Source organism: Paenibacillus alginolyticus DSM 5050 = NBRC 15375 (genome assembly GCF_000422905.1).
In the GTDB taxonomy this organism is placed as follows: Bacteria; Bacillota; Bacilli; order Paenibacillales; family NBRC-103111; genus Paenibacillus_E; species Paenibacillus_E alginolyticus.
The window spans coordinates 1-11,836 of the sequence record NZ_AUGY01000020.1 but is presented as its reverse complement, the minus strand read 5'-3'; the positions used below and the strand labels follow the sequence as shown (position 1 = coordinate 11,836).

At 43.7% G+C, this 11,836-nt stretch carries 11 protein-coding genes and 3 pseudogenes; 12 read left to right on the top strand and 2 right to left on the bottom strand.

From position 1 onward, the window contains the following. Positions 1 to 10: 10 nt before the first annotated feature. From G519_RS0110850 to G519_RS0110840, 3 genes are all read left to right on the top strand, one after another. Positions 11 to 1,651, top strand: a complete 1,641-nt coding sequence (locus tag G519_RS0110850; RefSeq protein WP_029194699.1) for a response regulator transcription factor — start codon at positions 11 to 13, stop codon at positions 1,649 to 1,651. A 31-nt stretch (positions 1,652 to 1,682) separates the two neighbouring features. Further along, positions 1,683 to 2,762, top strand: a complete 1,080-nt coding sequence (locus tag G519_RS0110845; RefSeq protein ID WP_029194698.1) for a substrate-binding domain-containing protein — start codon at positions 1,683 to 1,685, stop codon at positions 2,760 to 2,762. A gap of 285 nt (positions 2,763 to 3,047) precedes the next feature. Then, positions 3,048 to 4,286, top strand: coding sequence for a M24 family metallopeptidase (locus G519_RS0110840; protein ID WP_029194697.1), 1,239 nt, complete (start codon positions 3,048 to 3,050; stop codon positions 4,284 to 4,286). 112 nt (positions 4,287 to 4,398) lie between these two features. Here the strand turns inward: G519_RS0110840 and G519_RS53895 are convergent. Continuing rightward, a pseudogene (locus G519_RS53895) lies at positions 4,399 to 5,077 on the bottom strand (IS110 family transposase); the annotation flags it as partial. 631 nt (positions 5,078 to 5,708) lie between these two features. On the opposite strand from G519_RS53895, the gene G519_RS53505 reads away from it, so the two are divergent. The 9 genes and pseudogenes from G519_RS53505 to G519_RS0110785 all read left to right on the top strand — a co-directional run bounded on the left by G519_RS53505 (position 5,709) and on the right by G519_RS0110785 (position 11,364). Beyond that, a complete protein-coding gene (locus G519_RS53505; protein WP_307720155.1) occupies positions 5,709 to 5,924 on the top strand; it encodes an SDR family NAD(P)-dependent oxidoreductase in 216 nt (71 codons plus the stop codon). Between the two features lie 18 nt (positions 5,925 to 5,942). Continuing rightward, the gene (locus tag G519_RS47375) at positions 5,943 to 6,212 is read left to right on the top strand and encodes a hypothetical protein (protein ID WP_029194693.1); all 270 of its coding nucleotides are present in this window, start codon (positions 5,943 to 5,945) and stop codon (positions 6,210 to 6,212) included. A 224-nt stretch (positions 6,213 to 6,436) separates the two neighbouring features. Further along, positions 6,437 to 7,383, top strand: a pseudogene (locus G519_RS53500) (aldo/keto reductase). 207 nt (positions 7,384 to 7,590) lie between these two features. Beyond that, positions 7,591 to 7,797 (top strand): DUF3973 domain-containing protein, encoded by a 207-nt coding sequence (locus G519_RS50110; protein WP_127528324.1) that lies wholly within the window; start codon positions 7,591 to 7,593, stop codon positions 7,795 to 7,797. 304 nt (positions 7,798 to 8,101) lie between these two features. After that, complete coding sequence (locus tag G519_RS52950) at positions 8,102 to 8,194, top strand: methyl-accepting chemotaxis protein (protein ID WP_307720156.1); 93 nt, start codon at positions 8,102 to 8,104, stop codon at positions 8,192 to 8,194. 331 nt (positions 8,195 to 8,525) lie between these two features. After that, positions 8,526 to 9,046, top strand: a pseudogene (sigK, locus tag G519_RS42610) (RNA polymerase sporulation sigma factor SigK); the annotation flags it as partial. A gap of 60 nt (positions 9,047 to 9,106) precedes the next feature. Continuing rightward, positions 9,107 to 9,784, top strand: coding sequence for an ABC transporter ATP-binding protein (locus tag G519_RS0110795; protein ID WP_029194690.1), 678 nt, complete (start codon positions 9,107 to 9,109; stop codon positions 9,782 to 9,784). A gap of 1,255 nt (positions 9,785 to 11,039) precedes the next feature. Further along, positions 11,040 to 11,210 (top strand): hypothetical protein, encoded by a 171-nt coding sequence (locus tag G519_RS51040; RefSeq protein WP_161632917.1) that lies wholly within the window; start codon positions 11,040 to 11,042, stop codon positions 11,208 to 11,210. Next, complete coding sequence (locus G519_RS0110785; protein WP_029194688.1) at positions 11,185 to 11,364, top strand: hypothetical protein; 180 nt, start codon at positions 11,185 to 11,187, stop codon at positions 11,362 to 11,364. Before G519_RS51040 ends, G519_RS0110785 begins: the two co-directional genes overlap by 26 nt. 186 nt (positions 11,365 to 11,550) lie before the next feature. On the opposite strand, the gene G519_RS42605 is transcribed toward G519_RS0110785, so the two are convergent. Continuing rightward, the coding region (locus G519_RS42605) for a hypothetical protein (RefSeq protein WP_029194357.1) at positions 11,551 to 11,836 on the bottom strand (286 nt) is incomplete at its 5' end.

Sequence of the window (11,836 nt, the reverse complement as noted above, 5' to 3'; positions counted from 1 at the left end):
GATCCATTCAATGAATAAGATAAAGACCATTATCGTAGACGACGAGACGCGAATTCATAGAGGCATTGAAAGAATGGTGCGGGCGAGCGGAGATGATTGGAAAATTGTAGGGATATTTTCGGATGGGATCGAAGTCATCGAATTTCTGCAAACGAACCAGATCCGGATAGACGTATTGATTACAGATGTGAAAATGCCGGAGATTGACGGTCTTACACTGATTAAAAAGATTAAAGAAATGCTTGGGGATCATACGTTTTACTCCATTATTGTCAGCGGGTACGATGATTTCCAATATGTACAGACGGCCATTCGGGAAGGTGCCTTTGATTATATTTTGAAACCGATCGACCGGACGCAATTTTATGAGCTACTGCAAAGAGTGAAACATAAAATTATTGAAGAAGCGCATACCAGGCATAAATGGAACGATATGCAGAAAAAAGCCGAGAGGCTTACAACCGCCAAACAAACGCAGCTTTTAAGCGAGGCCGTATCATCAGAGCCCGAAGACATTTCAACCATGTATTGGACTAAAGATTTTCCGGACGGATTATACCAGCTCATGTACGTCAATACGGATGAATTTCCAATGAAGACTCGCGAGTATTCGCCGGATGATTGGGGGATCATGGCGTACGCCATTGAAAATATCATCAATGAAGTTGTTACGCAAGGCGTCGGTACCCAGGAATGCCATATGGGTTGGTGGTGGAGAGGAAGGCGATTTCACTTCTGGGTACTCCTGGTACGTTCGAATCAAGAAGCCGATTGTTGTTCGGCAGCCGGAGAGAAATTTGCGAACGATCTTAGGAGAAGCATCAACCAATATTCCCCGTTCAGCGTGTCGATTGCGATAAGCGACCCTTTCCATGATTTGTCCATCCTGCCTATTATGAAAAAACAATTGTTGTCATTGATGCGCTTCAGAATGCTTTATGGCGGAAATCAAGTGTTTTCGTCGCGATTAACTTCCGAATCGGGATTTAAGAACGAAAAGCCGTTTATTTCTCCGGGGCTGAAAGAGTTGGCCGGTCAGCTCACATCAACGCTTGGCCGATGTGCGATAACGGAAGTCGACAAGCTTTTAAGTTCGTTTTTCAAAGAAATGACAAAGCTGAGTTCTCCTTCGGGGATGCTCTCCGTGATTCATTATTTAATTTTTGAAATGTACGGTGTGTGTATGGAAAATATGGAATCCGGCATTTTTTTGGGTGAATTGGATGATGTCTTTGAGGCGATTAAGGCCGAATCTAATCTGAATCGCTTGAAAGAGCAAGTGAAACAAATCGTTTTTCAAGTTCATCAAAAGCTGCTGAATTATAAGGTAGACAATGTTCAAGTTCCTGTCGTCAAAGCGAAGGCATGGATCCACGAAAATTTAGACCAAAAAATTTCCGTTAAGCTCATATCCGATCAAGTTTATATGAATCCGACTTATTTTTGTGAGTATTTCAAAAATCAAACGTCAGAAACCGTGCTGGATTATGTGACAAGGATCAGACTGGAAAAAGCAAAGGAGCTTTTATTAAATACGGATTTAAAAATAGGCGAAATATCGGAACGGGTAGGCTATCAGGATACAAAATATTTTAGCCGGTTGTTTAAACAAAAATGGGGAATATTGCCATCTAAATATAAGGCCACCTGATATAAAAACGTTGAAAAAAGGGGCGACTCCTGTGAGCCGATTACGAATCATATGGCTGCTGAAGGCTTTCACAGTCATTTGTGCATTACTTTTCATTACGGCATGTAGAAACGAATCTGGCAGCAACTCAGCTCCGGAAACGAAAAATGCCAATACAAGCAGCGCCTCGACGCAATCCGCTGAAATTGATTACGGCCTCTTTTGCCGAGTGGAGTGCAAGGATATATTGACGCTTCAGGCGTCGCCGATTTCCATAAAAGGTAAAGTAGGCGTCATTGTCTCCGGAAACTTTCCTTATGGCTTAGGTACGAAAAGACTAGCCGAACAATCGGCGAAGGCCTATTTCCCGAATATCGAATTGGTTGTTGGGAATGGGAACAGCGATCCGGTTATCCAAACGAGTGTTGTGGATGATTTTATAGCTATGAAAGTTGATGTTTTAGTTGTCGATCTCGTTGAAAAGGACACGGTTAATCCTGCGTTAGAACGCGCTAAGGCCGCAGGAATCAAGGTGATCTTGATTGATCGGCGGACGAATACGGAAGTATTGACGACCATCAAGGCAGAAGATGTGGAGGTAGGGAGAAAAGCGGGTCAGATGCTGGTCACCCTTTTGAATGGAAAGGGTAATATCATTGAAATGGGAGGGACATCCGCTTCTTCCACTTCCATCGATAGAAACAAAGGAATCATGGAGGCTTTCTCAGGTTATTCCGATATTAAAGTAATTGCCAGTCAGAATGCACACTTCGACCAATCCACGGGTTATAAAGTAATGGAAGATCTTCTTCGGCGCTTTCCGAAGGGGCAAATCAACGGACTGATCTCCCATGCCGATGTTATGACAATGGGGGCCATTCAAGCGATCAAGGAGGCTGGCAGGGAAAAAGAAATAAAGGTGGTCAGTGTAGATGCTCAAGAAACAGGGTTGGCTGCTATTGAGACCGGTGCAATCGATGCCATCGTCGCTTATCCGATTGTTATGCCGATGGGAATTATTGCTGCAGCAAAAACGCTGGCAGGAGAACCTTTGCCGAAATCAATCGAGTTGGAAGCTCCTATAGTAACCAAAGAGAACGTTGAACGGTATAAAGGCAAAACGGGGTACTAGTTCAAATAAGGAGCATAATGAAAACGGTAAGGGATATCTCATTTTATAGTGAGATATCCCTTTCTTTGTGTTCTCAACTCATGTACTGAGGATTCTCCCCCTCATCCGAAGATTATGAACTTATGAGGAAGTCCGAAATAAGTTAATTTATATATATACCCCAATACTACTAAACATAAGCAGAGTCAGGGGGAGGGAGTAGGAGACCATCTCTCAAAAGGAAGTTCAGCGCAACATGTGTAGGATAGTCCAATAAAACTGAAATGGCGAAAGGGGAAAACAACGATGATTTCAAACGCAGCATTGAAATGGATTCCTGAAAAATTTGGACATTGGGTACGTTATGGTGAGTTCCAAGGACCCGGTGAAACGATTACGAATGAGGACTACAAGGCCCGTGTTGAAATAGCAAAACAAAAAATGGTGGATGAGGGTCTGGATGCATTGATCGTCTTCGGCGACTGCTACCGAATGTCCAACATCCGCTGGCTAGTAAACTACCGCACTATTGACGGTGTGTATCCGCAGCCGATGCTGCTGTACCTGGTGCCTGACAGCAATCCTGTGTTCTTCTTGCCGATGAGTGAGATCCCGTCCGCTCACTCCGTATCCGCTATGGATGACATGGGCGGTGACATTCGCGAAATCCGTAAAGATTGGGCTCCATTCCTGAAGGAGCGCGCAGCTCTAGACAAGCCGAAAAAGGTCGGCATCTGCGGTTATACGTACATGGATCTGGAGTTCTGGTTCCCGATCAATGAGGCGTTCAAAGAATCCGAAGTGAAACGGTCCATGATCATCGAGCAGCTGAAGTCCAAGAAAAACGAGGCGGAGATCGCTTCCATGAAGCGTGCGGCCCGCGTGTGCGACGCCGGTATCGAAATGCTGCTCGAGCTGCTGCGGGACAGCGAAGGGATTACCGAGCAGGAAGCTACCTCGCTTGTCTACGCAGCAATGTTCGCAAACGGTGGACACGCGATCGCTTATGACATCATGATCCAATCCGGTGAGAATACAGACGTCCTCTTCAAACGCCCAACTAACCGTCAAATGCGTCGTGGTGATCTTGTCATGATGGATTACGGTATTCGCGTAAATGACTACTCTTCTGACAATGCCCGCACGATCTGTTACGGCAACGTGTCTCCAGAGGCAAAACGATTGATGGAAGCCTGCTCCCTCGGATACGAAGAGTGCTTGCAAAAAATTAAAGCCGGCATGACCGGTATCGAGGCTGACCGTGTCATCCGTGAGGCATTCCGTAAATACGAAGTTGAGCAATATCTGGTAGAAGTGAGCGAAGGCCGTACCGGCGCGCATGCAACAGGCATGGATCCAGAGGAAGATATTCCGGAAATCGGACCGGCTTGCGACAATGTGCTTGAAGAAGGTCAAACCTTTGCCTATGAACTTTCTCTGATCGTTCCAGGTATTGGTGGTGTGCGGACAGAGGATCAAGTGGTTGTGCGCAAGAATGGTTTGGAACCTTTCCACACCTTCAATCGTTTTCTTTACGTTGAATAATCGGATAACAAAAACAGTTTAAGTAGCCTACAGAAGACCCAGTACCTATCACTAATGGGTCTTCTGTAGGCTACCCCAGCACTACGTAAAGTCCAGCGGTATTCGAGCCTACAAGACCTTCCAGGATGCGCTCAATAGCTTTATCAAGTTCCTTGAGTTGAGCTTGAATACTGCGGATGGACTGGATCGATGTTCCCAGAACTAAATCAATCGAGTCCTCAATGCACTTGGATAAGCGGTATGAAGCTCTGGCCGCTTTCTGAATGCAGTTCGCTACATTCTCAGGATCAGGGAACCGGTTTCGGCCTTTGTCCTTTAAGTAGTCGGCCAAATCAGCTACATCCATGGAACCAATCTCGTCAAGGCTATACTTTTCGAAGAGAAGCTCCATAATGGCATGTCCGAAGACGGAGCTATCTACTTCTGTGCGAAAGGCGCTGCACTTGTAGAACAGATTTTGAAGAAAGTACTGTTTTTCACGAGTTAGACTATTAACAAGATGAAATCGCATGCGAGTCACTCGCTGTAAGGCAATGTATTGCTCCTGACAGGGCCTTGTCCTCGTGAAGATACATAGCTGGGTGCCAGCTGCAAACAGCGGTTGCTTCAAGGCTAATATGAATCTCGGTCGATTTCATTTTGTCTGAGAAAGCAACGATTTGATCACGTAAATAAGAAGCGCCAACCAGATTATTGTCCACAGTGAACGAGTGAAGGGAATCACCATCACTGCCCATGAAACAGACTTTCATATCTTGCGAACTTACGTCAATCCCGACAAACAGCTTCAAGGGGATGACCTCCTTTCTTTATGGATCCAAAGGGAATATGGACTTTTCGGATTGCCCCCAGCGCGCTCGCAGATCAATCACCCTCGCATATTAGAACTCACTCCGGTCCATGAGCTGCCCCGATGCTGCTAGCTAGTCGGGCATGGGCTGCCGAAGGGAATAGTCAGCGGGTAAGAAGTGCCAAACGAGTGCAAGGAAAACAGACTTTAAAAGTAGACTATGCTACGGGAGAAAAGAGAATTTTCCCGAATGAATCCTTAAGATTCATTGTTTGGAAGCAATCCGAAAAGTCTATACCTTATTATTAAAATTCATAAAATTTTCAAAGAACAAAAATGGAAATTTTGAAGGCGGCCGCCAGTACCCTAGGGTACTGGAAATTGGTTGAAAACAACCTTTAAGAAATACTATACGAGGAGAATGATATACGGAACTTGAACTTAAAGACAAAGTGGTTGTTGTAACGGGAGCAAATGCGGGAATAGGACTATCCGTTACGAAAGTGTTTTTGTCGGAAGCGCTAAGGTAGTAGGTGGAAACCGTAGAATTGATGCGCTTGTGGCATTAAATTCGGATCGGTTGATGCCGGTTTCTGCGGATTTTAGTACGACTGATGATTCCACTCTGATCATTGAAAAGGCGATTGAAGCATTTGGAAGAGGATTCAGTTCTTGAGACTAATTTCATGAGTATGGTACGGACTTCACGTGTGGCCATTCCGTATATGATAAAACAGAACGCAGGAGTAATTATAAATATCTCGTCCGAGGTCGGACGCCAGCCCGATTCGCTCATACCTGATTATAGTATGTTTAAAACAGCCATGATCAGCCTCTCCAAAGCTTAATCGAATGAATTCGGCTCAATGGGGATTCGAGTTAATGTCGTAACTCCCGGTTCAATCAGAACGCCGCTTTGGGAAAGTCCCGGCGGCTTTGCAGAATCCCTTGCCTCCAAATTGAAGATGGACAGGGAGGAAGCAATCGTTTATTATACGCGAAACATTCGCAAAATGCCGATCGAACGTCTCGGAAATCCCGAAGAAGTGGCGTCCTATGGTAAATGGCGGATCCTTAAAAGAAATTTAACGATTGTCACAATTTTGATCCGGTTCAAGCATCATAATCTAGGTTGATGAGCGAGAAAATTGCTCAGAATAAGGCTTACTCGGCAGTTGGATTCAGAATTTCGACTTCACGGACTTGTGCAAATTGATAAAATGGTAATACTTGGCGGCGGGTTACCTATTTATCGCGATTCACATTTGATAGGGGCATCGGTGGTGTTTCAGGCGGAACTTCAGAAGAAGACATCATTTGTGTACAGGCGGCTCTGGCTTCTATTTTGCCAATTTGAAGAATGGGGTGTTTTATGAAAACGAGGCACTTAGGAAAAACGGGATTGCAAGTACCTGTACTAGGCTTTGGAACATCGCCGCTTGGCTCGATGTTTAGTGAGGTAGACGAACAAGATGGTATCCGAACTGTGCATGAGGTTTTGGATTTAAGCATTAATTTTATTGATACTGCGCCTTTATACGGACCTTTAAAAGCGGAAATCATTTTAGGAAAGGCGCTGAAAGACGTACCTCGCGACTCCTATTTGTTGTCTACCAAGGCCGGACGTTACAAATGGACGGAATACGATTTTACATCGGAAGGTATTGTTCTCAGCTTGGAAGAAAGCCTACAGAGATTGAATACCGACTATGTAGATATTTTCCAGCTGCATGATATTGAATATACCTCACTTGAGGAGGTAGCAGAGATTTGCATACCTACATTGCAACGCTTGAAGCAACAGGGCAAATTCGTTTTTACGGGGTTACAGGTTTTCCGATGAAAACCTTCCGGTATATTTTGGAAAATGCTGAGATTGATACTATGTTATCGTACTGCCATTATTCATTAAACAACACAACATTACTCGATCTACTTCCGCTTGTTAAAGAGAAAAACGTCGGTTTGATGAGTGCATCTCCGCTTTCTATGGGACTTTTAAGTAAAAAGGGAGTCCCTTTTTGGCATCCGGCTGATGAGGAGATAAAAGAACTCGCCTCAAAAGCGATACGATTCTGTGAAGAACGGGGAGAAAACTTAGAAAAACTGGCCTTACAGTTCTCTGTTCAAAATGAGCAAATACCGGTTACACTGGTTGGATCCACAAATCCGAAAAACATACGCCGTAACATCGCTTGGATCGAGGAGCCAATCAACGATGACCTGCTTAAGCAAGTGCAGGAGATTCTGAAGCCGATTCATAATCGTTGTTGGAGCAGCGGAAGACCGGAGAATGATGATATCTAGCAAAGTTAAATATAATTAATTTCTAAAAATGTGAAATATATTGAATTTAAAATCGAAGCTGAGTCAATATTTGGGTTTAAGCAAACTTTTTAACAATGCTCATATTCTCAATGATATAGAGCTTAAACTTCAAGATTAGAAATTTTTTAAATATATAAATAAAAACGTTTTCAATTTTACATCGATAAATTTGGAGGATGTTTATGCATGAAAAGAAAGGCGGTCTCTGATACGTATTACTGTATCCAATGTAAAATGCTACATGAAGCACATCAATCTTATAACCAAGGAGTGACATTCCGTACTGGATTTTTTTATATAGGAAGAGAAATTTATCCATCTGGTTTTTGTCAAAATGATATAAACCATCCGAATAACCGGTTAACGACGGAAAACGATGTTTCTGATGCTTGAGTGGATCACGAAATTTGTTGTGATTTTTTATTGGATCATTTGAAACTCGTCGTTGGAATGGTTGAGCAGGTGCGTCATATTTCCAATATGGAGATGAAGTGACTAGTTCAGCGGTTGAAACGAAGGAAACGTCAGAAAGAGAGAATGCTGCGCTACTTACAGTCATTGAATAATGAACTCGATTAGAGACATCGTAATACATTGGCACTGATATTTCTGCCCTTGGTAACCAATCTTCGCAAATTGTTACGTTTACGTTTACTGAGCTCATTACCGGAATAACTCTCAGACCAATCAGCTTGCACTGAATGCTTCTATTGAAACGTCACGCGCGGGAGAACATGGCAAAGGCTTAACTGTTGTAGCTGCGGAAATTAGGAAGTTAGCCAGGAATTGAAAGAAACGACAATTAAATTTGTTGTTTGATCAAATCTACTAGTAGTACAAGTATTCCTTAGGGGGTGCTGGTTTTTTGTTTTTGTTGCAAAAGGGTTTCTTGTTATCATGACGAAATTTTGAGATTTATCTGTCCGCCACGGAGGTTGAGTTTGCAATAAATTTCAAACAAACGAATAACAAGAGTTAAATAAACAAGACATTAAGGCTTCAGTAATTTGAACCTTTTCAACGGAGAACGAAAGTTTTATTATATAATTCAAGGCCGCCAGGTCGTTTGGCAGCCTTGCTAAGTTAACGGACAGATTTGTTAAGTAAGGAATTTTACGTTGCTTCGTGTCCACAACCTCAAAAAATTCGACAACACAGGGGAAGATCTCGAGGATTATTCTCGATCGGGACGATCGGATTGATCAAAGCGATCGAGTTGTTCTCGCCGAACAAAGGGACCAAGCTCGCGACTTTTGCGGCTCGCTGTATCGAGAACGAAATACTTATGCATCTTCGCTCATTGAAGAAAACGCGTAAAGATGTGTCCTTGCATGATCCCATCGGAACGGACAAAGAGGGGAATGAAATTACATTGATCGACATCCTCGGGACAGAAGCAGATGATGTCGTGGATAAGGTGCAGTTGAAGATAGAGAAGAGTAAAATTTACCGCAATCTGGAAATTTTAGATGATCGCGAGAAGGAAGTCATCGTTGGCCGGTTTGGTCTGGAACTTGGCGGGGAAGAGCGGACGCAGCGGGAGATTGCGAAGGAATTAGGGATTTCGCGCTCGTATGTGTCGCGAATTGAGAAAAGGGCGCTCATGAAGCTTTATCATGAGTTTTATAAGGCGAAAAGGTAAGGGATATGAATCAGATACTTCATTTATTTGGACTTAGTGCAAGTAATGGAGGTGTAGGTTATGACGTTAATTCATATCGAAAATGCCAGTAAATACTATACGATGGGCGAGGAAACGATTAAAGCATTAGATGATATCTCATTAGATATTGATCATGGAGAGGAGTTCGTGGCCATCATGGGGCCGTCAGGTTCCGGCAAATCAACGCTGATGAACATCATCGGGTGTTTGGATGTTGTAGATAAAGGTATCTATGACCTGGATGGTCAAGCAATAAACTTGCTTAAGGATTCTGGGCTCGCTGAGATTCGTAATCGGAAGATTGGCTTTGTTTTTCAGAGTTTTAACTTGCTGCCGAGGTTAAGTGCTTATGAGAATGTGGAATTGCCTTTGATCTATCGGGGTATGAGCAAAAGGGAAAGAGTGCCGCTTGTTCTACAGGCGTTGGAAGCGGTGGATTTACTGGATCGCAGGAAGCACTTTCCATCGGAGCTATCTGGCGGACAGCAGCAGCGTGTTGCTATTGCGCGAACGTTGGCAGGAGATCCGTCGATCATTTTGGCGGATGAACCTACGGGAGCATTAGATTCGAAGACTGGTGTAGAGATTTTAAACATTTTAAAGAGATTAAATGCACAAGGTCGGACGATTATTTTGATTACGCATGACTTATTGATTGCGCAGCAGGCGAAGCGGATTGTGAGGTTTCGGGATGGGCAGTTATTTAAAGATGTTTAACAGGTGATTTATAAGACCGGGACTCCTTGGAAATAAGGGGTTCCGGTTTGTTATTTTTAATAAATTGTTTGATTTTTGAATGAAAATGGTACGACATTAAACTAACGGACAGACTTGTGGCAGCCCTTCGCTCAGGGAAGGGCAGTTATTTATAGCTTTAATTACATTAAACGCACAGCAGATGAGCAAGTTGAAGTTATTATGGATATTGATAAAAACGGGACCTAGATATTTGAAGGAACAGATAGAGAATCATATCAATGTTTATATGAAATGGCAGATAAAATTATTTTTCTTGATACACCTTTATGGAAACGTAGAATAAGGATTTTAACTCGGTACCTAAAGCAAAAACTTGGTATTGAAAAATGTCATTATAAATCGGATTTGATAATGTTAAAAATGATGTATGAATGGACACGGGACTTTGAAAAATAGAAGCTATTTTGAAACCAAGTTAAAACTATATAATAAGAAACTGATTAGATTACATGATAATAACTATCTGAATTTTGTTAGTTAAAAAATAATTCTTGTTACTCAGTACATGACCTGCATATTGAGGGACGGAGAACGATACTTCAATGAGACTGTAGGGAATGACGGAACCTGTATTATAATGAAACCATCCATCCCGCCAATACTCCTGCACGCTTCGTGCTGATTAAGTGAGCTAATTGTCCGGCTTGTTTTACCTCATCCTTAGTAACGTTAACAAAGGACTCTCCTTGTACAGTGATGTACAGGAGGGTCCTTTGTGCGCTTGGCAGCGCAACCGACTTAGGAGTGAAAGTCTCCAGTATACCGCGAGGTGGCGGAAGTACATAGCTAACGCATAGTGCTTAGTCCGTGAGGGTAGGTGCGGAGGATGCGAAGGCAAAACCCGGAACAGGCGGCATACCATGTTGGCTGACGAAGTCGGATCACCCTGCAAGGGAAGGGGATGTCCAATACCACCGATGGCTTCGGAAGTTAGGAGGACTGGATTCGGGGGAAAGTCGGATGATGTGACCCAAGGAGATCTCATCGTTTCCGCTCAGAGCGGTAACCTTTTAACAAGACCGTGATGGTTAAGAAAGGGCTATAAATGGTGAGAAGTCAGACGTAGGGATAGTAGCGAAAAAGCTTGCCAGAAAGGCCGTAAAGGCAAGTGAATCGGCGTGAGAAAAAAATCGCCGGTGCAAGCTGCGACTCAAAAGGCGGAGACTTGTGTGAAGCCCGAAACCAGAGAAGAAGAGTTATTGAGGGAAGCCATGTGCCAGACAGAAGCCGGGGAGCCATGAAGTGCGAAGAACCGGGGAATGAACATAAGGAGAAGCCGTCCGGGGCGAGTACCGACAGAGAAGCGGAGATTGCCGAGAGGCTACAAACCGTGAAACTGGAAGGGAAGGAGAACGAGCATGGGGGAACAAGTGCAGGACAATGACTCACGTGAAGGAGTAAAGAAGCAAGAAGAACGAAAATGGTACAGTCTAATCAGTAAGATATGGGCAAAACCAAACTTGGAGGATGCGTTTAAAGAGGTTAAGCGAAACCGGGGAGCGGCAGGGATCGATCAGGTGACCGTAAAGGCATTTTGAATCCAAGTTGGAGCACCATCTAGAAGTGCTTCAGCATGCGCTGAGAAGTAAGACGTATCGGCCAAAGCCGGTCAGACGCGTATATATTCCGAAAGCAGACGGTACACAAAGACCTCTGGGCATACCGAAGGTAAGTTCATACTGCACGCCTCCCAATTTGGTTTTGGACTTTATAGCATAGTAACCCTATTTCAGCAATTTGACTGGTTCAAGATGCCCAGAATCCTGAATACGTTGTCGTAGTGCAATCTCTTTTTGCTCGTCTAGCGGGATATCCCAAGGAAATCCCGGTCCTATCTTCTGACCCTGCAATATCCCATGATCAAGCCAATAATAGACAACATGAGTAGATACCTCCAAGCGCTGCGCCACCTCCTTTACCGTGAAGCCTTGTCGTGGTAGTGAAAAGGCAGGTATTTTGTTCAAGTAGCGGATCCACTTGATCGAGGGGACTGTGAAAATTCTACCTTCT

What these genes read in the sequence shown, in the direction of transcription:
- G519_RS0110840 (WP_029194697.1), top strand. Translation starts at nt 3,048, where the DNA reads ATGATTTCAAACGCAGCATTGAAATGGATTCCTGAAAAATTTGGACAT.
- G519_RS0110850 (WP_029194699.1), top strand. Translation starts at nt 11, where the DNA reads ATGAATAAGATAAAGACCATTATCGTAGACGACGAGACGCGAATTCAT.
- G519_RS50110 (WP_127528324.1), top strand. Translation starts at nt 7,591, where the DNA reads ATGAAAAGAAAGGCGGTCTCTGATACGTATTACTGTATCCAATGTAAA.
- G519_RS0110785 (WP_029194688.1), top strand. Translation starts at nt 11,185, where the DNA reads ATGGGGGAACAAGTGCAGGACAATGACTCACGTGAAGGAGTAAAGAAG.
- G519_RS0110795 (WP_029194690.1), top strand. Translation starts at nt 9,107, where the DNA reads ATGACGTTAATTCATATCGAAAATGCCAGTAAATACTATACGATGGGC.
- G519_RS47375 (WP_029194693.1), top strand. Translation starts at nt 5,943, where the DNA reads ATGGGGATTCGAGTTAATGTCGTAACTCCCGGTTCAATCAGAACGCCG.